17 protein-coding genes are annotated in these 19,229 nt (G+C 73.8%); 9 read left to right on the plus strand and 8 right to left on the minus strand.

From position 1 onward, the window contains the following. Positions 1 to 175: 175 nt before the first annotated feature. From ACZ619_RS10330 to ACZ619_RS10340, 3 genes are all read right to left on the minus strand, one after another. Complete coding sequence (locus ACZ619_RS10330) at positions 176 to 679, minus strand: nuclear transport factor 2 family protein (protein WP_469596622.1); 504 nt, start codon at positions 677 to 679, stop codon at positions 176 to 178. After that, positions 676 to 1,671: a dihydropteroate synthase gene (gene folP, locus ACZ619_RS10335; protein ID WP_469596624.1), complete on the minus strand. Its 996-nt coding sequence runs from the start codon at positions 1,669 to 1,671 to the stop codon at positions 676 to 678. Before folP ends, ACZ619_RS10330 begins: the two co-directional genes overlap by 4 nt. 104 nt (positions 1,672 to 1,775) lie before the next feature. Further along, a complete protein-coding gene (locus ACZ619_RS10340; RefSeq protein ID WP_469596627.1) occupies positions 1,776 to 3,587 on the minus strand; it encodes a phosphatidylglycerol lysyltransferase domain-containing protein in 1,812 nt (603 codons plus the stop codon). A gap of 223 nt (positions 3,588 to 3,810) precedes the next feature. Between ACZ619_RS10340 and ACZ619_RS10345 the strand changes: the two genes are divergently transcribed. Then, a complete protein-coding gene (locus ACZ619_RS10345) occupies positions 3,811 to 4,932 on the plus strand; it encodes an alpha/beta hydrolase (RefSeq protein ID WP_469596629.1) in 1,122 nt (373 codons plus the stop codon). Between the two features lie 97 nt (positions 4,933 to 5,029). Further along, positions 5,030 to 6,340 carry a hypothetical protein gene (locus tag ACZ619_RS10350; RefSeq protein WP_469596632.1) on the plus strand — a complete coding sequence of 437 codons (1,311 nt, stop codon included), beginning with the start codon at positions 5,030 to 5,032 and terminating at the stop codon, positions 6,338 to 6,340. 64 nt (positions 6,341 to 6,404) lie between these two features. Here ACZ619_RS10350 and ACZ619_RS10355 read toward each other — a convergent pair whose 3' ends face one another. Next, entirely contained in the window at positions 6,405 to 7,733 is a 1,329-nt protein-coding gene (locus tag ACZ619_RS10355; protein ID WP_469596634.1) for a PH domain-containing protein, read from the minus strand. Beyond that, complete coding sequence (locus ACZ619_RS10360; protein WP_469596637.1) at positions 7,730 to 8,233, minus strand: PH domain-containing protein; 504 nt, start codon at positions 8,231 to 8,233, stop codon at positions 7,730 to 7,732. Before ACZ619_RS10360 ends, ACZ619_RS10355 begins: the two co-directional genes overlap by 4 nt. A 31-nt stretch (positions 8,234 to 8,264) precedes the next feature. Between ACZ619_RS10360 and ACZ619_RS10365 the strand changes: the two genes are divergently transcribed. Next, entirely contained in the window at positions 8,265 to 9,416 is a 1,152-nt protein-coding gene (locus ACZ619_RS10365; protein ID WP_469596640.1) for an NADH-quinone oxidoreductase subunit D, read from the plus strand. A gap of 43 nt (positions 9,417 to 9,459) precedes the next feature. Here the strand turns inward: ACZ619_RS10365 and ACZ619_RS10370 are convergent, their stop codons facing one another. After that, positions 9,460 to 10,482 (minus strand): SAM-dependent methyltransferase, encoded by a 1,023-nt coding sequence (locus ACZ619_RS10370; protein WP_469596643.1) that lies wholly within the window; start codon positions 10,480 to 10,482, stop codon positions 9,460 to 9,462. 118 nt (positions 10,483 to 10,600) lie between these two features. Between ACZ619_RS10370 and ACZ619_RS10375 the strand changes: the two genes are divergently transcribed. Continuing rightward, a complete protein-coding gene (locus tag ACZ619_RS10375; RefSeq protein WP_469596646.1) occupies positions 10,601 to 11,806 on the plus strand; it encodes a sensor histidine kinase in 1,206 nt (401 codons plus the stop codon). Positions 11,807 to 11,890: 84 nt separating this feature from the next. Further along, on the plus strand, positions 11,891 to 12,565 hold the full coding sequence (locus ACZ619_RS10380) for a response regulator (protein WP_469596649.1): 675 nt from the start codon (positions 11,891 to 11,893) through the stop codon (positions 12,563 to 12,565). A gap of 95 nt (positions 12,566 to 12,660) precedes the next feature. Here ACZ619_RS10380 and ACZ619_RS10385 read toward each other — a convergent pair whose 3' ends face one another. Next, positions 12,661 to 13,761: a DUF5937 family protein gene (locus tag ACZ619_RS10385; protein ID WP_469596651.1), complete on the minus strand. Its 1,101-nt coding sequence runs from the start codon at positions 13,759 to 13,761 to the stop codon at positions 12,661 to 12,663. A 100-nt stretch (positions 13,762 to 13,861) separates the two neighbouring features. On the opposite strand from ACZ619_RS10385, the gene ACZ619_RS10390 reads away from it, so the two are divergent. Further along, positions 13,862 to 14,068, plus strand: coding sequence for a hypothetical protein (locus ACZ619_RS10390; protein WP_469596654.1), 207 nt, complete (start codon positions 13,862 to 13,864; stop codon positions 14,066 to 14,068). On the opposite strand, the gene ACZ619_RS10395 is transcribed toward ACZ619_RS10390, so the two are convergent. Continuing rightward, the gene (locus ACZ619_RS10395; RefSeq protein WP_469596656.1) at positions 14,065 to 15,258 is read right to left on the minus strand and encodes a threonine aldolase family protein; all 1,194 of its coding nucleotides are present in this window, start codon (positions 15,256 to 15,258) and stop codon (positions 14,065 to 14,067) included. The two genes, ACZ619_RS10390 and ACZ619_RS10395, sit on opposite strands and share 4 nt — an antisense overlap. Before the next feature lie 283 nt (positions 15,259 to 15,541). Here ACZ619_RS10395 and ACZ619_RS10400 point away from each other — a divergent pair, with 283 nt between their 5' ends. From ACZ619_RS10400 to ACZ619_RS10410, 3 genes are read left to right on the plus strand one after another with little or no spacing between them, the layout of a single operon-like run. Then, positions 15,542 to 16,489, plus strand: a complete 948-nt coding sequence (locus tag ACZ619_RS10400) for a Rossmann-like and DUF2520 domain-containing protein (protein ID WP_469596658.1) — start codon at positions 15,542 to 15,544, stop codon at positions 16,487 to 16,489. Then, a complete protein-coding gene (gene panC, locus ACZ619_RS10405) occupies positions 16,486 to 17,487 on the plus strand; it encodes a pantoate--beta-alanine ligase (protein ID WP_469596660.1) in 1,002 nt (333 codons plus the stop codon). The genes ACZ619_RS10400 and panC overlap by 4 nt, the downstream gene beginning before the upstream one ends. Next, positions 17,484 to 19,229, plus strand: a complete 1,746-nt coding sequence (locus ACZ619_RS10410) for an L-aspartate oxidase (RefSeq protein ID WP_469596663.1) — start codon at positions 17,484 to 17,486, stop codon at positions 19,227 to 19,229. Before panC ends, ACZ619_RS10410 begins: the two co-directional genes overlap by 4 nt.

Here is a 19,229-nt window from a genome sequence, read left to right on the forward strand (position 1 = left end):
CGGCCGTTCGCCCCGGACGGCAGGGTTCATCGCGCGTTTCCCCTGGAGAACCCCACGGCTCACGGGCCGGTACCCGCACCTACCGGTGAGTTCGTGATTCCAGCCACTTCTTGGTCCGTGAGAGGGCGAGACAGGGCAGGAGGTGGCAGAAGCGGACAGAAGGGATCGCCCCTGTTCACGCGCGCGTGTCGTCGTCCTCGTCCTCGTCGCTCTCGGACAGCACCGGGGAGGCGTGGTGGGACCAGAGCTTCCAGCCGTCCGGGGTGCGCCGGAACACGTTGGTGGCGACGACCAGCTGCCCCACCAGCGGACCGAGCCCCTGTCCGCCCTCGGGCGCCGGGCCCCCGCTGAGGATGTTCTCCGTACAGGTCACCAGGGCGGTGTCACCGGTGACGGAGACGTGCACGTCGGTGAGGATGAACTGGATGTAGTCGGTGTTCGCCATGATCAGCGCGTACGACCTGAGAACCTCGCCGCGGCCGGTCAGCACCGGCCAGCCGGGGTGCACGCAGGAGATCACTCCGGTGTCCGCCGGGTCGTGGTACTCCTCGTCGACCCCCAGGTCGGAGGGGGTCAGCCAGAGGCCGGACAGCGCCTCGAAGTCACCGGCCTCCAGTGTCTCGTAGAAGGCCGTGTTGGCGGCCTCGACCTGCTCGACGTCGATGTGGGGGGCGCTCACCGGGCTCCTTCTGCGCCGTGGGAGGTGTCGTGCGGGCGGTTGTGCGCGCTCTTCGAAGGAGCGCGTGACGCGTTGTGCGCGCTCTTCGAAGGGGCGTGCGACGCGTTGTGCGCGCCCGGCGCGTTGCCTTCCGCGCGAGCCCCCTCGACGGCGCGCGCGACCCGTACGGCGTCCGCCGTGGCGCGCACCTCGTGGACGCGCACCGCCCACGCGCCGGCGTGCGCCGCGAGCGCGGAGACGGCGGCCGTGGCCGCGTCGCGCTCCCGGGCCGGCGGGGGCGCCCCCTCGGGCCCGGCCAGGACCCGGCCGAGGAACCGCTTGCGGGAGGCGGCGACGAGCACCGGGTGGCCCAGGGCGTGCAGCCGGTCGAGATGGGCGAGGAGGGTCAGGTCGTGCCCGGAGTCCTTGGAGAAGCCGAGGCCGGGGTCGACGACCACGCGGTCGGGGGCGATGCCGCCGGCGAGGACGGCTTCCACGCGCGTGTGCAGTTCGTCGAGCACCTCGGCGACCACGTCGTCGTACACGCCCCTGACGTTGCCGCCCTCCAGGAAGCCGCGCCAGTGCATGACGACGAAGGGGGCGCCGGACTCGGCGACGGCGGGGATCATGCCGGGGTCGGCGAGGCCGCCGCTGACGTCGTTGACGAGGGCCGCGCCGGCGGCGAGGGCCTGCCGGGCGACGGAGGCGCGCATGGTGTCGACCGAGACGACGACGCCTTCGGAGGCGAGGCCGCGGACGACCGGGACGACCCGGCGCAGTTCCTCGGTCTCGTCGACGCGGGTGGCGCCGGGCCGGGTGGACTCGCCGCCGACGTCGACCAGGTCGGCGCCCTGCGCGACCAGGTCGAGGCCGTGCTTGACGGCGGTCGTCGTGTCGAACCAGCGGCCGCCGTCGGAGAAGGAGTCGGGGGTGACGTTCACGACCCCCATGACCGCGCACCGGTCCCATGCCGGAAGGCCTGCCACCAGGCCGCGCCCGCTGTGAGTGCTCATACGTTCAGCGTAGGCCCCGGGCGCTGCCGGGATACCGCGCGGCCCGGGTGGGCGCCGCGGGCCGGAGGGGGAGCGCGGCGCCCACCCGGGCCCGTCGGCGGGGGTCAGGCCGCCCGTACCTCCGGTTCGCTCGGGTGGTGCGGGCAGGGGCGGGCGGCCGGGGCGCCGCGGCGCAGGAAGCGCGGCAGCGGCAGGGCGAGGTCGACGAAGCCCTCGGCCTGCATGGCGGCGAGGCCGATGCGGGGCAGGTCGCCGGAGGCCCGGTAGACCACGAAGCGGGGCTCCCAGCGCGGCTGGAACTTGGCGTTGAACTTGTACAGCGACTCGATCTGGAACCAGCGGGACAGGAACACCAGCAGTCCGCGCCAGGCGCGCAGCACCGGGCCGGCGCCGATCTTCTCGCCGCGCGCGAGCGCCGAGCGGAACATCGCGAAGTTGAGCGAGACCCGGCTGATGCCGAGCTTCGGGGAGGCCTGGAGGGCGGCCGCGATGAGCAGCTCGTTCATCCCCGGGTCCGCCGAGCGGTCCCGGCGCATCAGGTCGAGGGAGACGCCGTCGGTGCCCCAGGGCACGAAGTGCAGGACCGCCTTGAGGTCGCCGTAGGGGCCGGGCCGGTCGTCCGCCTTGTGGGCGGTGGCGATCAGGCAGTCGCCGTCGGCGGGGTCGCCGATGCGGCCCAGGGCCATCGAGAAGCCGCGCTCGGTGTCGGTGCCGCGCCAGTCCTCGGCCGCCCGCCGGATGCGCTCCAGCTCGGCCTCGCCGACGTCACGGATGCGCCGTACCCGGGTTTCGTAGCCGGCCCGCTCGATGCGCTTGACCATCTGGCGCACATTGCGCATCGCGCGTCCGGCGAGCGAGAAATCCGCTACGTCCACCACCGCCTCGTCGCCCAGTTCGAGCGCGTCCAGGCCGGTCTCGCGGGTCCACACCTCACCGCCCGTCTCCGAGCAGCCCATGACGGCGGGGGTCCAGGAATGGGCCTTGGCCTCGTCCATGAAGCGTTCGATGGCGCCGGGCCAGGCCTCGACGTCGCCGATCGGGTCGCCGCTGGCGAGCATCACGCCGGAGACCACCCGGTAGGTGACGGCCGCCTTGCCGCTGGGCGAGAAGACGACCGCCTTGTCGCGGCGCAGCGCGAAGTGGCCGAGGGAGTCGCGGGCGCCGTGCTTCTCCAGCAGCGCGCGCAGCTGGGCCTCGTCCTCCTCGGTGAGGTGCGCGGCGGGGTGCTCCGGGCGGAAGGCCAGGTAGATGGTGGTGACCGCGGTGATCAGGCCGAGCGCGCCGAGCGAGAAGGCGACCGTCCAGGAGGTGTTGCCCTCGTAGTCGACGGGCCCTTCGAAGCCGAACAGGCCGTAGATGACATGGGTGATGCGGTCGGCCAGGCTCGGGTCGCCGATGGTGCGCCTGGGGTGGGCGCTGACGATGACCAGCCCGAGCGCCAGCGAACCGGCGCTCATCAGGACGAAGTTGGCGAGCGCGCGCCACCGGCTGCGCGGGTCGGGCAGCGCCCGGAACTCGTCGCGGTGGATCACGAGCGGCACGAACAGCGCCAGGGAGATCAGCGCGCCGATGACCGAGTGCCGGTACACGAACTGCGACATCGCGCCGGCCGGCAGCAGCGCGACCGCGGCCCGCCACGCCCGGCGCTTGCGCCGCTTGAGCCCGTGCGCGAGCAGCAGCAACAGCACGCCCGCGCTGAGCGAGAGCGCGGCGGCGAACGGACCGAGCGCGCCGGGCAGGACCTCGGCCATGGCGTGCATACGGCTGTGACGGAAGCGCGGGAACACACCCGCCGCGATGTCCAGGACGCCCACGACCGCACACGCCCTGCCGACCAGAGCGGGAACGACCTCGGGCCGAGGACCGCGGATTATGCGCCGCGCCCGGCTCGATCGGCTCGGAACCTCACCCGACATTTCCCCATCTATCCTGACAGACATCGCATCCCGTAGTTCTGCGAGAGACCTTGATTCCGGTGCCGATTCGGGCATCCGGCGACATTGCGCCCTCTAGGACGGTGTCTCGGGGGGAGAGGTTCACTCCTCATCGGAAAGCCGGTTCAAAGGCCAGGGAAAGCCCGGGGCAAGCCTCGCTGAAAGCAGCGGTGGTCACGGGGGAAAGCGCAGGCGGAAGCAGCTCATGGGTCTCACGAGCAATAAGATGCTGGCATTGACGATCTTGTCGGCCGTACTGCTGTTCGTCGGCACGGTATGGCTGTGGCCACGGCTGGCCCGTCGGAACTGGCGTGCCGTCAGCGGTCGTGTCGGGCTTTTGCTGGCCACCCAGTTGGCGCTCTTCGGGTGCCTCGGGATAGCCGTCAACCAGGCCTTCGGTTTCTACGCGAGCTGGGCGGACCTGTTCGGCACGGAAACCGATCAGGGCGTCGTCGTCAACCACGCGGCCGGCGGTCCGGTCCGGGTGGTGTCCACCTCCGAGGTGCACGGAATGGGCGGTTCGCTGCCCCGGACGGCGGGCCAGATCCAGCAGGTCGACATCGTCGGCCGGACGACCCGCATCGCCACGCCCGCGTACGTGTACCTGCCGCCGGAGTACTTCCAGCCCCGGTACCGCACACGCACGTTCCCGGTGGTGGTCGTGCTCAGCGGCTATCCCGGCACCGCGCGGGCGCTCGTCGACAAGCTGCACTACCCGCGCACCACGCAGCACCTGGTGCGCGCCGGCCGGATGCGGCCCACGATCCTGGTGATGCTGCGGCCCACGGTCGCGCCGCCCCGGGACACCGAGTGCGTGGACGTCCCGCACGGCCCGCGCACCGAGACCTTCTTCGCCGACGACCTGCCCGAGGCCGTCCGCGCGCACTACCGGGTCGACGGCGGTCAGGGCGGCCGTGGATGGGGAATCGTCGGCGACTCGACGGGCGGCTACTGCGCGCTCAAGCTCGCGATGCACCACCCCGGCGTGTACGCGGCCGGCGCCGGGCTCTCCGCGTCCTACAAGGCGCCGACCGACCCCACGACCGGCGACCTCTTCCAGGGCGACAGGGAACTCCGCAACCGCGCGAACCTGTGGTGGTTTCTCCGGCACGAACCCGCCCCGGACACATCCCTGCTGGTCACCAGCAGCAAGCTCGGAGAAACCAACTACAAGGACACACTGGAATTCATCGCGCGCGTGGCGGCCACGAAGCGGACCCGGATCTCCTCGATCATCCTCGACAGCGGCGGCCACAACTTCAATACGTGGCGCCGCGAGATCCCCGCGGCGCTCCAGTGGATCAGCGGCCGACTGGACGGTCACTGAATCCGCGCGAGGCCGACGCCGTACGGTGACTTCGTTGTCGCCGTGTTTTTATGGCCCGGGGCACCACGATTCGCCTACGCGCGGTAAGTTTCTGGCCATGCCACGTGGACGTCACCGTCATTCCCCGCCCTTGCACAGGCTGTTGCCTCCTTCGGCGATCGCCGGTGTCTCCCTCGTCTGCGCTCTCGGCCCCTGGTTGTTCTCCCAACCGACGGTGCTGCGCACCCTTGCCGCGATAGCCGCGGCCACCGCGGCCGTCGGTGCCGCCGTGATGCGGCGCTGGGACTCCGAGGCGGGCAAGCATGTGGCCGACCTGTCGCGCGCGCGTGCGAGCGACGAGTGGCGTCACGAGGAGCGGATCGCCGAGCTGGAGACCGACCTCGAGGAGTCCCGCGAGCTGCGCACCAAGCTGGAGCAGCGCCTGCGCGCGAAGCGGGCGGAGCTCGCCGGACTGCGCAACGAGCACGCGGCCCTGCTGCGCCGCTACGCCACGGCCGAGACCGAGCGCGCCAGCGCCCTGGAGGGCCGCCGCCTCCTGGAGATCGAGGCCACCGCCCCGGCCGACGAGCTCCCGGCCGCGGACGAGACCGACGCGGTCGACGCCGCCGATGTGATCGAGGAGACCGAAGCGGCCGACGAGGAGCTGACGGTCGAGGAGACGACGGTCGAGGTGACGACTCCCGCGATCTTCTCGGCCGAGGGTTCCAAGCTGTTCCTGCGGGCCAAGGTGGCACTGGCCCGGTTCGACGAGGGCGACGCCCCCAAGACCGACTCCGAATCCGACTCCGACGTCGACTCCGAGGCCGGGGCTCAGTCCCGCGCCGGCGCTGCCGTCGGCACCGACGGCGGTGCGGAGACGGCGGCCGCCGAATCCGAGGCGCCCGAATCCGGGACGCCCGAGCGCGGGACGACCGAGCGCGAGACGCCCAAGGGCGGGTCCGCGGCGGAGGACGAGGAGCAGGGGCAGCCCGAGGCGGCCGACGGGCACGCCCGCACGGCCGCCACCACCGTGGCCGAGCCGGAGGACACCACCCCGGCGCCGGCGGAGCAGGACGTCCGCGCGACGGCCCCCTCCGCCAACTCCGTCAAGCCGACCGGCCACTTCACCGTGCCGACCGCGGTGGCCGTCCTGCCGGCCGCGCCCATCCCGCGTCCGCTGGTCACCGGCGGGTTCGACTTCTTCGGCACGCAGAAGAACTCGGCCGCCGGCGAACTGGACACCGTGCACAACGAGGACCTCGCGGACGTCGTCGGCCAGGAGGCGCTCGCGCTCCACAAGGCCGAGGCCGAGGCCGACTTCAAGCCCGCCGACGCCCAGGCGCGCGGTGTCGGCCAGGTCATCGACCTGACCGCGCACGACGAGACGGAGCAGATCAACGTCGGCGGCCTGCACAGCGCCGCCTCCTGACCCACGCGGCCGCCCGCCGGCCACGCAACGATCCCGAGCCGGGGCATCCGAGGGGTGTCCCGGCTCAGGCCATCCAGCGGTCCGGCCGCGCCGACCGGCGCCCCGTCCGGGACCGCTCGGCCTGCTCCCGCAACAGCGCAGCGGCCTCCTCGGCGCCCCGCAGACGGGCCGTGACGGTCTTGTCGGCCCCCGTGTCCACATGAACGTCCGCGAGCCGCCACAGCCGCTCCCAGGGCCCCTGTGTCAACCGCACGCTCTGGACCTTGGCGTGCGGGACGAGCGCCAGGCGCCTGCGCAGCAGCCCGTGCCGCGCCGCGAACACCGCGTCCGTGACCGCGAGCCCGTACCCGCGCGACCACAGCGGCACGCACCACCCGGCCCGGCCCGGCGCCCGCAGCAGCCCGCCCGGCACGGTCACCCCGGGCAGCACGCGTGCGACGACCGACTCGGCCACCGCGCGCGGGGCGACCGGCACCAGCACCGAGTTCGCCGACCCGGCCACGTCCAGTTCCACCCGCACCCAGCGCAGCGGCCGCCACATCAGCGGCTCCACGATCCGCACGGTCTGCACCCGTCCCGGCGGCACCGTCTCGTGCGTGCGGTCCAGCAGCCCGTGGTCGATGCGCAGCCCGTCCGGGGACTCGGCCAGCGTCCAGTCGTACTCGGAGACGAACCGCCCCACGCTGGTCGTGGCCGCCGCGCCGATCAGGGGCAGGGCGGTGGCGAGGACCGTCCACACGCTGTGGGTGGCCATCCACAGGAGGGGCGGCACGACGAGGGCGGCGGCCAGGGAGCCCCAGGTGGCGCCCGTCAGCACCACGGAGAGCGCGAGCTTGCCCGGGGGCACGCGCATCAGCTCGTGCGCCGGCGCCTCACCGACCTCGCGCGCCGTCTCGGGCGCGAACCCGGCGGCGCGCGCCAGCAGCTCCGCGCGCAGCGCACGCGCCTCGCCCTGGCCCAGGAAGGCGAGTTCGTCCTTCTTGTCGGTGCCGACCACGTCTATGCGCAGCTTGGCGACGCCCGCCACGCGCGCGAGGAGCGGCTGGGTCACGTCGACGGCCTGGATCCGCTCCAGCCGGATGTGCGCGGTGCGCCGGAAGAACAGCCCGGTGCGGATGCGCAGTTCGCTGTCGGTCACCGCGAAGTAGGTGAACCACCAGGTGAGCAGGCCGTACAGGGCGCCCGCCGTGACCAGGGCGACGAGCCCGCCCAGAAGCATGGACGTGGTCAGTTTCGTCAGCTGGGCCTGGGCCTGGTTCGGGTCGTGCACCGCCCATCCGGTGATCACCGCGACCGGCGCCCACGCCCGCCGGAACGGCGTCACGGGGTGCAGCCGACGCTCGGCCACGGCCTGCCGGGGGTGTACGGCGTCATCGACGCCCGGCGTGGTCACAGACCCGCCGATCGGGCCTCGCCCAGCTCGGTGAGCCGGTCGCGCAGCCGTTCCGCCTCGGCCGGCTCCAGACCGGGGATCGTCGCGTCGGTGGCCGCGGCCGCGGTGTGCAGCTGCACGCTGGCCAGCCCGAAGTACCGCTCGACCGGTCCCGAGGTCACCTCCACCAGCTGCATCCGCCCGTACGGCACCACGGTCTCCTCCCGCCACAGGACACCGCGGCTGATCAGCAGGTCGTCGGCGCGCTCGGCGTACCGCCAGGAGCGCCAGTTGCGGCCGAGCAGCACCCAGCCCCAGGCCAGCGCGGCCAGCGGCAGCAGCGCGAGGGCCGCCCACGCCGGACCCGCGAGCAGGCCCGGCAGCAGTCCCAGGGCGAGGGCGAGCAGCCCCAGCCACACCACCAGCAGCAGCCGGCGCATCCGCAGCAGCCCCGGCGGCAGTCCCGTCCACACCGGCTCGGTCCCCGTCATCCCGGCGTCGGCCGCGCTCCCCGTTTCCATGAGGCCAGCGTACGTAGGGGAGACTGTGCGCATGACGCCTACGACGGAGACCACGGTCGGGATCGGCGGCGCCGCGGAGAGCACCGACATGGTGCTCAACATCGGCCCCCAGCACCCCTCCACGCACGGCGTGCTGCGGCTGAAGCTGGTGCTGGACGGCGAACGCATCGTCTCCGCGGAGCCGGTGATCGGCTACATGCACCGCGGCGCCGAGAAGCTCTTCGAGGCCCGCGACTACCGCCAGATCATCATGCTCGCCAACCGCCACGACTGGCTGTCGGCCTTCTCCAACGAGCTGGGCGTGGTCCTCGCCGTCGAGCGCATGCTCGGCATGGAGGTGCCCGTCCGCGCGGTGTGGACGCGCACCCTGCTCGCCGAGCTGAACCGGGTGCTCAACCACCTGATGTTCCTCGGCTCCTACCCGTTGGAGCTGGGCGGGATCACCCCGGTCTTCTACGCCTTCCGCGAGCGCGAGGAGCTCCAGAACGTCATGGAGGAGGTCTCCGGCGGGCGCATGCACTACATGTTCAACCGCGTCGGCGGCCTCAAGGAGGACCTGCCGGCCGGCTGGACCGCACGCGCGCGTGCCGCCGTCGCCGCCGTGCGCTCCCGCATGGGCGTCTTCGACGACCTCGTCCTCGGCAACGAGATCTTCCGCGGGCGCACCCGGGACGTCGGCACCCTCACCCCGGAGGCGGTGCACGCGTACGGCGTGAGCGGCCCCATCGCGCGCGCCTCGGGCGTCGACTTCGACCTGCGCCGCGACGAGCCCTACCTGGCCTACGGCGAGCTCCAGGACACCCTCAGGGTGGTCACCCGGACCGAGGGCGACTGCCTGGCCCGCTTCGAGTGCCTGCTGGAGCAGACGCACAACGCCCTGGACCTGGCCGACGCCTGCCTGGACCGGTTCGCCGACCTGCCGCCGGGACCGATCAACCAGCGGCTGCCCAAGGTCCTCAAGGCGCCCGAGGGCCACACCTACGCCTGGACCGAGAACCCCCTCGGCATCAACGGGTACTACCTCGTCAGCAAGGGCGAGAAGACCCCGTACCGGCTGAAGCTGCGCTCGGCGTCGTACAACAACATCCAGGCCCTCACCGAACTGCTGCCGGGGACGCTGGTGGCGGACATGGTCGCGATCCTCGGGTCGATGTTCTTCGTCGTGGGCGACATCGACAAGTGAGGTCCCCGGCGCGCGCCGGGGACGGGCGGGACCGGCGCGCGCCCTAGGACAGCGGGTTCTCGATGCCCACCGGCTGGAGCAGCCAGCCGAAGTCGCCCAGACCGCCGGCGGCGGTGAGCTCGGCGGCCTCACCGGCGCCCGCGAGGGCGCGCACGTAGGCGGCGGGGTGCGTGGAGGCGAGCGCGAGCGGGGGGCGCCCGCCGATCAGGCCGAGGGCGCGCAGGGCGTCGCGCTGCGTGCGCAGGAGCGCCTCGGGCAGCCGGAGCGCCGTGTCGAGCGCCGCGCACGCGTCCAGTGCGACGTGCGCCGTGATGTCGCACGACCCGTCCGGTACGGGCGCCGTCGAGTGCCCCTCGCGGAAGCCGGTGAGCGTCCCGAACGGGGGGCGCGCGTTCCTGGTGTGCGCGTAGTCCACGGCCACCGCGAGCCCCCGGCGCAGGCTGGCGACGGCGGTCGCCCACGCCCGGTCCCGGGGCAGCCCGATCTCCGCGCGCAGCCCCGGCTCCGTGCCGAGCGGCCACCACCGCGCGAGCCACTCCGCCTCCGGACCCGACACCCGCTCCCCGAGCAGTTCCAAGCCGTCCCGCCGGACCAGCACCAGCCGGGGCGTACCGGCCGCGTCCACCTCGGCCACGTCGACCGGCACGTTGTCCAGCCACTCGTTGGCGAAGAGCAGGCCGGTGATGGTGCGCGGCAGCTCGCTCAGCCAGGTGACCCGGTCGTGGAGGCCCGGCGGGCGGTCGGCGATCTCGACGGCGTACGCACGCGCGCGTGCCGCCACGTCGGCGGGCAGGGCGGCGAGCACGCCGGTGACCAGCTCGCCCCGGCCGGCGCCCATGTCGACGAAGTCCAGCGTCTCGGGGTGCCCCAGGGCCTCGTCGACCCGGCACAGCAGCTCGGCCACCGCCTCGGCGAACAGCCGCGACGCGTGCACCGACGTGCGGAAGTGCCCGGCCGGTCCCTCCGGGCGGCGGTAGAAGCCGCCCGGGCCGTACAGGGCCGCTTCGGTGGCCGCACCCCAGCCCCGGGTGGCCTCGGCCGTCTCACGCGTCGCCTCATCCGTCACCGGGCCAGACTAGGCGCCCGGCTGATCACCTTCTCCACCTTGCGGAGTACACGTGCGGAACAGGGATCGGCCCTCCGGTTGACCCCTGCACCTATCACACTTCCCTACTCTGGGTTACGTGCAGCGCCTCTATGACTTCCTCCGCAGGCACCCGACATGGGTCGACAGCTTCTGGGCCGTCGTCCTGTTCGGGCTCTCCGGCGCGAGCGCCTGGAGGCTCGACCAGGGCCGGGACCAGCACGGCTCGACCGCCGCCCTGGTGGCGGTGTCGGTCGTCATGGCCGTCGTCGTCGCGCTGCGCCGCCGGTTCCCCGAGCGGATGCTGCTGCTGGCCGCGGCCACCGGCCTGGCCCAGCTGGTCCTCGACGTGGAGACGACCGTCGCCAACTTCGCCATGCTGGTGATCGTCTGCACGAACGCCGCGGTCGGCCCCCGCTGGGCGTCCCGGTTCGGCCTCTACGCCGGGCTCTGCGCGGCGCCCCTGGCGGAGATCCGCTGGCCGCAGCACGACGCCGGCGCCCCCGGCCATATCGCGATCGTGCTGTTCCAGACGGTCCCGTTCGTGCTCGCCTGGGTGCTCGGCGACTCCATGCGCACCCGCCGCGCCTACTTCGCGCAGCTGGAGGAGCGGGCCGCCCGGCTGGAGAAGGAGCGCGAGGCCCAGGCCAAGGTCGCGGTCGCCGCCGAGCGCGCCCGGATCGCACGCGAGCTGCACGACGTGGTGGCGCACAACGTGTCCGTCATGGTGGTCCAGGCAGACGGCGCCGCCTATGTCCTCGACGCCGCGCCCGACCAGGCCAAGAAGGCCCTGGAGACGATCTCCTCCACCGGCCGCCAGGCCCTCGCCGAGATGCGCCGCCTGCTGGGCGTGCTGCGCACCGGCGAGCACAAGGAGGTCGGCGAGTACGTCCCGCAGCCCGACGTCGAACAGATAGACGAGCTGATCGAGCAGTGCCGCAGCTCCGGGCTGCCGGTCGACTTCAAGGTCGAGGGCACCCCGCGCCCGCTGCCCAGCGGCGTCGAGCTGACCGCGTACCGGATCGTGCAGGAGGCGCTGACCAACACCCGCAAGCACGGCGGCCCGAACACGGGCGCCAGCGTGCGGCTGGTCTACTTCGACGACGGGCTCGGCCTGCTCGTCGAGGACGACGGCAAGGGCGCTCCGCACGAGATGTACGAGGACGGCGGCGCCGACGGCCAGGGGCACGGTCTGATCGGGATGCGCGAGCGGGTCGGCATGGTGGGCGGCACGCTCGACGCCGGCCCCCGCCCTGGCGGAGGATTCCGCATCAGTGCCCTGCTGCCGCTCAAACCGGCGCACTGACACAGACGCACGCCCCCGGTTGACACCTGTCACGCCCCGGAGAAAACCGGAGCAAGCAGACGAACGGAAACGGAAGAGGACCCGATGACGATCCGCGTGATGCTCGTCGACGACCAGGTGCTGCTGCGCACCGGGTTCCGGATGGTGCTCGCCGCCCAGCCGGACATGGAGGTCGTCGCGGAGGCGGGCGACGGCGTCGAGGCCCTCCAGGTGCTGAAGGGCGCCGACGTGGACGTCGTGCTGATGGACGTCCGCATGCCCAAGCTGGACGGCGTCGAGACCACGCGCCGCATCTGCCTGGAGCCGGACCCGCCGAAGGTGCTCATCCTGACCACCTTCGACCTCGACGAGTACGCCTTCTCCGGCCTGAAGGCGGGCGCCTGCGGCTTCATGCTCAAGGACGTGCCGCCGGGCGAGCTGCTCGCCGCGATCCGCTCCGTGCACAGCGGCGACGCCGTCGTGGCGCCCTCCACCACCCGGCGGCTGCTCGACCGCTTCGCGCCGATGCTGCCGTCCGCCGGCAAGGAGCCCCGGCACCAGGAGCTGGAGCGGCTCACCGACCGCGAGCGCGAGGTCATGGTGCTGGTCGCGCAGGGCCTGTCGAACGGCGAGATCGCCGGCCGGCTGGTGCTGTCCGAGGCGACCGTGAAGACCCACGTCGGCCGCATCCTGACCAAGCTCGGGCTGCGGGACCGGGTCCAGGTGGTCGTCCTGGCGTACGAGACCGGGCTGGTGCGGGCGGGCGGCGGCCACGGCTGACGGAGCCCGTGCGGCCGGGGCGGCCCGGCGGGGGCCGGGTGGGGGTCGGGTGGCCTGAGCGGGGGCCGGGCCGGTGCCGGGCGGACCCGGCGGCCCTAGCGGAGTATCCCTTCCAGGAAGTCGCTGCCCAGCCGGGCGACGACCGTGACGTCCAGCTGGTGCAGCACGTACCGCCCGCGGCGGCGCGTGGAGACCAGGCCCGCCTTCTTGAGCACCCCGAGGTGCCGGGAGACCTCGGGCGCCGACATGCCGTGCACCTGCGCCAGCTCACTGGTGGTGTACGCGCTGCGCGCCAGATACCGGCACAGCCGCATCCGCACGGGATGGGACAGCGCCGCCATCCGCAGCGTGAGCTCCTCCACCGACGCGGGCGGGGCCAGCTCCGGCGAGCCGACCGGGTAGTGCAGCACCGGCTGCCAGCCGTAGCGGTGCAGCACCATCAGATGGGGCCGGCCCAGGCTCGTGGGGACCAGCAGCAGGCCGTCGGCGTCGGCCGTGGCGTGACCGTCGGTGAGCTTGTCCACGGTGATCCGTGCGGCCGCCTCGTCCAGCACCACGGAGGGCGAGACCGCGGCCATGGCCTCGGCCAGCCCCTTGCGCCGCAGCAGCTCCGTCTTGTGCCGGGCGTCGGCCGCCAGCTGGTGGCGCAGCCGCGCCCAGGCCTCGTCGAAGAACGCCTCGGCGCAGTCCTCCAGGAACCGGCGCAGCCACGCGCGCACGCTCGGCGGATCGTCCAGCAGCCGCCGGGCGAAGCGCACCTGCTGCGGACCGCGCGAGGCCGCCACGTCCAGCGCCCGCCGCCGCACGGCGGGGTCCGACAGGAGGGGCGGCGCCTGGGTGCCGTACGACTGGGCGCAGGTGAACTCCAGACCCGCGTCCACGAACTGCTCGTCCGTCAGCTTGTCCAGCTGGTCGAGCTCCTCGGCGAACGTGCCGGCCGGGACGGCGCCGGGAACGGCCGCGTACGGCAGGAACAGGTCCGAGAACGTCGACCGCCACAGGAAGTCCGCCTCGCACATCCGGTCGGCCAGATGCGGCTCCAGCCGGGCGGTCACGCCGGTCACCCAGGCCTGCAGGCCCGGATGGTGCCCGGGCTCCGACAGCGCGTGCAGCGCCATGCCGAGCTCGGCCAGCGGCGAGGGCACGACCGTGACCCTCTCCGGCCGCAGCCCCGCGATGTCGATACGTACGCTCATGTCCCCATCGTGCACCCCGCCACCGACAACGCCCCCGCCGATTGACGACGGCCGTCAATCGACGCGACTTCGGGGCGCAGGCGGCGCAGGCTGGGTCGGCATGAGCATCGTTCAGCAGCACCTTCTCGACACCTACCGTGCCCGGCTGCACGACGAGCCCGCGCCGCCCGCGCCCGGCACGGGCAGCGCGCGGCCGGCCCGGGAGATACGCGACTACCGGCGCTTCCGCACGGTCGTCGCCGGACGCCCGGCACGGGGGCGGATCCGCGACGCGGTGAGCCGCTGGGCGCGCCTCGGCGCGTCCTAGGGCCGGGGCAGTCGCTCCGCGAAGTCCGCGACCGCCGCCCGCACGTCCGCCGCGGTCCACTCCAGGCCCGACCCGGCCACCGTCACCTCGCTCATGGCCAGGCCCGGACCCTTCGCCTCCCAGAAGCCGGGGAAGAGGTAGGTGCCGGTCTCCTCGGCCTGCCGGACCGCCGTCTCCATCAGCACCTCGGGGGTGTACGGCAGCCAGACCTGGAACTCGTGGGTGTGCGGCTCCTCGGGATGGACGCGGGCCCAGGGGACGCCCGCCGCGGCGAAACCCTCGCGCAGGCCGGCGGCGACCACGCGCGCGTGGCGGACGTAGTCCGGGAGCCGCGGCAGTTCCCGCTCCAGGCCGGCCAGGGCCGCGAGCACCGTCGGGAACTGCTGGAAGACCGCTCCGCCGTAGCGGTGGCGCCAGGTCCGCGCCTCCTCGGCCAGCGGCGCCGGACCGGCCAGCACGGCGCCGCCGAAGCCGTCGAGGGACTTGTAGAACGACACGTAGACGCTGTCCGCGAGGCCCGCGATCTCGTGCAGGGGGCGCCCGAAGTGGACGGTGGACTCCCACAGGCGCGCGCCGTCGAAGTGCACCACCGCGTCGCGCTCCCGCGCCGCCTCCACGGTCTCCGTGAGCTCCTCCCAGGACGGCAGCACGAAACCGGCGTCCCTCAGCGGCAGCTCCAGCATCAGCGCCCCGAAGGGCTCGGCCACGTCGCGTATCTCCTGGGCGGTGGGGAGCCGGGGCTCGCCGGTGACGTGGACCGTGCGCAGGCCGGCGACCTCGCGGAAGGCGTCGCGCTCGTGGACCTCGGGGTGGGCGAGGGGGTGCAGGGCGACCGTCGGGTTGCCGGTGCGGCCCGCCCAGCAGCGCAGGGCCACCTGCTGGGCCATCGTGCCGGTCGGGAAGAACACGGCCGCCTCGGTTCCCAGCAGGGAGGCGACGCGTTTCTCCAGGGCCTCGACGATCCCGTTGCCGTAGATGTCCGCCGGTTCGTCCAGGTCGTGGACGTCGGGTGCCGCCTCCTGGAGCCACGCGAGCCGTTCGCGCAGCGAGGCGCGCAGGCCCGTGCGCGCGAGGAGGCGGTCGGCCTTCCGGTAGGCGGCCGCGCGGCGTTCCCGCATCAGCTGTTCCGCCGGGAGCGGGTCGGTCTGCTGCTCGTCCTGGGGTGTGGTCGTCGCTGTGTCGTCGCTCATGCGGTGGATGATGCCGTGGCGCGTCGCCCCGGGGCCCCGCATTTTCCGTCAGACCCCCGCGCGGCCCACGCGCCGTCCGGGCCCCCGCGCGACTCGTGTGCCGTCCGGCCCCCGGCGGCCCACGCTCCGTCCGGCCTCCGGCCGCCGCCCCGGGTGCGTCCCGGCGATGTGACCCGTCACCCACAGCCTGTGGACAGCCAACTGGGGCCGAACCCGATAGCGTTAACATGACGAGAAATCGTCCGGTACCCAGAGCGGACTGGAACGGGAAGGCCACCGTCGCGTGAGTACAGTCCAACAGCCAGACCTCAGTGACCGCCCCGCGCGGCTCACCGTCGGCGTCGTCGGCGCCGGCCGGGTGGGCCCCGCGCTCGCCGCGTCCCTGCAACTCGCGGGACACCGCCCGGTGGCCGTCTCCGGAGTCTCCGACACCTCCCGGCGCCGCGCCGAGACGATGCTCCCCGGCGTCCCGCTGGTACCCCCCGCCGAGGTCCTCCAGCGCGCCGACCTGGTCCTGCTGACCGTCCCCGACGACGCCCTGCCCGGCCTGGTGACGGGCCTCGCCGAGACCGGCGCCGTCCGGCCCGGCCAGCTGCTCGTGCACACCTCAGGGCGGTACGGCGCCAGGGTGCTGGACCCGGCCCTGCGCGCGGGCGCGCTGCCGCTCGCCCTGCACCCGGCGATGACGTTCACCGGGACCCCGGTGGACGTCCAGCGGCTGGCGGGCTGCTCGTTCGGGGTCACCGCGCCCGAGGAGCTGCGGCTGGCCGCCGAGGCGCTCGTCATCGAGATGGGCGGCGAGCCGGAGTGGGTCGCCGAGGAGAACCGCCCGCTCTACCACGCGGCCCTCGCGCTCGGCGCCAACCACCTGGTCACCCTGGTCGCCCAGTCGATGGAACTGCTGCGCACCGCCGGAGTCGAGGCCCCCGACCGGATGCTCGGCCCGCTGCTCGGCGCCGCCCTGGACAACGCCCTGCGCTCCGGCGACGCGGCGCTGACCGGGCCGGTCGCGCGCGGGGACGCGGGCACCGTCGCCGCGCACGTCACGGAGCTGCGCAGGCACGCCCCGCAGGCCGTCGACGGCTACCTGGCCATGGCCCGCGCCACCGCCGACCGCGCGCTCGCGCACGGCCTGCTGAAGCCGGAACTCGCCGAGGACCTCCTCGGCGTCCTCGCGAACGGCGCCGACGGCGTGAACGGCACCCACGGCCCCGAGGGGAACGCCCGATGAGCACCGCCCTGCTGCACACCGCCGACGAACTGCACGCGCGCGTGCGCCGCGGCCGCCGGGCCGTCGTGATGACCATGGGCGCCCTGCACGAGGGCCACGCCACCCTGATCCGCACCGCGCGCGAGATCGCGGGCCCGGACGGCGAGGTCGTCGTCACGGTCTTCGTGAACCCGCTCCAGTTCGGCGCGGGCGAGGACCTCGACCGCTACCCGCGCACCCTGGAAGCCGACCTGAAGATCGCCGAGCAGGCGGGCGCGGACGCCGTCTTCGCCCCCTCCGCGGACGAGGTCTACCCCGGCGGCCGCCCCCAGGTCCGGATCACCGCCGGCCCCATGGGCACCCTGCTGGAGGGCGCCTCGCGGCCCGGGCACTTCGACGGCGTCCTCACGGTCGTCGCCAAGCTGCTTCACCTCACCCGCCCCGACGTGGCCCTGTTCGGGCAGAAGGACGCCCAGCAGCTGGCCGTGATCCGGCGCATGGTGCGGGACCTGAACTTCGGCGTCGAGATCGTCGGCGTACCCACGGTGCGCGAGGACGACGGACTCGCGCTCTCCAGCCGCAACCGCTACCTGTCGCCCGGCGAGCGGCGCACGGCGCTCGCGCTGTCCCGCGCGCTGTTCGCGGGCCGCGACCGGCACGCGGCGCAGGAGGCGCTGCGCGCGCGGGCGCGCGAGGTGCCCTCCACACGGGCGCGTGCCGAGGCGCTCAGCGCCATAGGGGAGTCCCGCGCGGCAGCCGACGCGCACGCGGTCGCCAAGGCCGTGCCGAACGCCGCCGCGGCCGTCCGCGCGGCCGCGCGGACCGTCCTGGACGAGGCGGCCCGCCACGACCCGCCGCTCCGGCTGGACTACCTCGCGCTGGTCGACCCCTCCGACTTCACCGAGATCGACGACGACTTCAGCGGAGAGGCCGTCCTCGCCGTCGCCGCCCGGGTCGGGACGACCCGGCTGATCGACAACCTCCACCTCACCTTCGGAACCCTCGGAGCCGCCTCGTGACCAGCACAGGCACCAGCACAGGCACCAGCACCGGCATACGGCTGCACGCCCCCGCCCCGGGCTGGAGCATCTCCGCCGACGTGGTCGTCGTCGGGTCCGGGGTGGCCGGCCTGACCGCGGCCCTGCGCTGCGAGGCGGCCGGGCTCAGCACGGTCGTCGTCACCAAGGCCCGCCTGGACGACGGCTCCACCCGCTGGGCGCAGGGCGGCATCGCCGCGGCCCTCGGCGAGGGCGACACCCCCGAGCAGCACCTCGGGGACACCCTGGTGGCCGGCGTCGGCCTGTGCGACGAGGACGCGGTACGGATCCTCGTCACCGAGGGCCCCGGCGCGGTACGGCGGCTCATCGACACCGGCGCCGTCTTCGACGAGTCCTCCGGGGGCGGACTGGACCTCACCCGCGAGGGCGGCCACCACCGGCGCCGGATCGCGCACGCGGGCGGCGACGCCACCGGCGCCGAGGTCTCCCGGGCCCTCGTGGAGGCGGTGCGCGCGCGTGGCCTGCGCGCGATCGAGAACGCGCTCGTGCTGGACCTGCTGACCGACGCGCAGGGCCGTACGGCCGGTGTGACCCTGCACGTGATGGGCGAGGGCCAGCACGACGGCGTGGGCGCCGTGTACGCCCCCGCGGTCGTCCTCGCGACCGGCGGCATGGGCCAGGTGTTCTCCGCGACCACCAACCCCTCGGTGTCCACCGGCGACGGCGTGGCGCTGGCGCTGCGCGCGGGTGCCGAGGTCAGCGACCTCGAATTCGTCCAGTTCCACCCGACCGTGCTGTTCCTCGGCCCGGAGGCGGAGGGCCAGCAGCCGCTGGTCTCCGAGGCGGTGCGCGGCGAGGGCGCGCACCTGGTCGACGCGGACGGCGTGCGCTTCATGGTGGGACAGCACGAGCTGGCCGAGCTGGCGCCCCGGGACATCGTCGCCAAGGGCATCATGCGGCGGATGCAGGAGCGGGCCGCCGAGCACATGTACCTCGACGCCCGGCACTTCGGCGCCGACATGTGGGAGCACCGCTTCCCGACCATCCTGGCCGCCTGCCGGGCCAACGGCATCGACCCGGTCACCGAGCCCATCCCGATAGCCCCGGCCGCCCACTACGCCTCCGGCGGCGTGCGCACCGACGCGCGGGGGCGGACGACCGTGCCCGGCCTGTACGCGTGCGGCGAGGTCGCCTGCACCGGCGTGCACGGCGCCAACCGGCTCGCGTCCAACTCGCTCCTCGAAGGTCTCGTCTACGCCGAGGCCATCGCCGACGACATCACGGCCGCCCGGGCCCGTGGCGGCCTCCACGCGCGCGTGCCCGTCCCGGTCCCGGACCCCGGCAGGCCCGCGCACCCGTTGCAGGCCGCCGAGGCGCGGTTCGCCATCCAGCGGATCATGGCCGACGGCGCCGGCGTCCTGCGCTCCGACGCGTCCCTGCGCAGGGCGGCCGAGCAGCTCCAGCGGCTGCACACCGAGGCCCGTGACGCCCTGGACGAGAACGGCAAGACCGCCGAGCCCGGCGTGGACACCTGGGAGGCCACCAACCTCCTGTGCGTCGCGCGCGTGCTGGTCGAGGCGGCCCGGCGCCGCGAGGAGACCCGCGGCTGCCACTGGCGCGAGGACCACGCGGACCGCGACGACACCGCGTGGCGCCGCCACATCGTCGTACGGCTCAATCCGGACCGTTCGCTGGCCGTGCGCACCACCGACACCGCAGACTTCCCCCCTACCCGGCCGCATCAGCCAGCACAGGAGCAGTGA

It is taken from the genome of Streptomyces sp. NPDC104367 (genome assembly GCF_055583825.1).

Coding starts and splice junctions, on each gene's coding strand:
- folP (WP_469596624.1), bottom strand. CDS start 1,671: ATGAGCACTCACAGCGGGCGCGGCCTGGTGGCAGGCCTTCCGGCATGG.
- ACZ619_RS10340 (WP_469596627.1), bottom strand. CDS start 3,587: ATGTCGGGTGAGGTTCCGAGCCGATCGAGCCGGGCGCGGCGCATAATC.
- ACZ619_RS10345 (WP_469596629.1), top strand. CDS start 3,811: ATGGGTCTCACGAGCAATAAGATGCTGGCATTGACGATCTTGTCGGCC.
- ACZ619_RS10350 (WP_469596632.1), top strand. CDS start 5,030: ATGCCACGTGGACGTCACCGTCATTCCCCGCCCTTGCACAGGCTGTTG.
- ACZ619_RS10360 (WP_469596637.1), bottom strand. CDS start 8,233: ATGGAAACGGGGAGCGCGGCCGACGCCGGGATGACGGGGACCGAGCCG.
- ACZ619_RS10365 (WP_469596640.1), top strand. CDS start 8,265: ATGACGCCTACGACGGAGACCACGGTCGGGATCGGCGGCGCCGCGGAG.
- ACZ619_RS10380 (WP_469596649.1), top strand. CDS start 11,891: ATGACGATCCGCGTGATGCTCGTCGACGACCAGGTGCTGCTGCGCACC.
- ACZ619_RS10385 (WP_469596651.1), bottom strand. CDS start 13,761: ATGAGCGTACGTATCGACATCGCGGGGCTGCGGCCGGAGAGGGTCACG.
- ACZ619_RS10390 (WP_469596654.1), top strand. CDS start 13,862: ATGAGCATCGTTCAGCAGCACCTTCTCGACACCTACCGTGCCCGGCTG.
- ACZ619_RS10395 (WP_469596656.1), bottom strand. CDS start 15,258: ATGAGCGACGACACAGCGACGACCACACCCCAGGACGAGCAGCAGACC.
- panC (WP_469596660.1), top strand. CDS start 16,486: ATGAGCACCGCCCTGCTGCACACCGCCGACGAACTGCACGCGCGCGTG.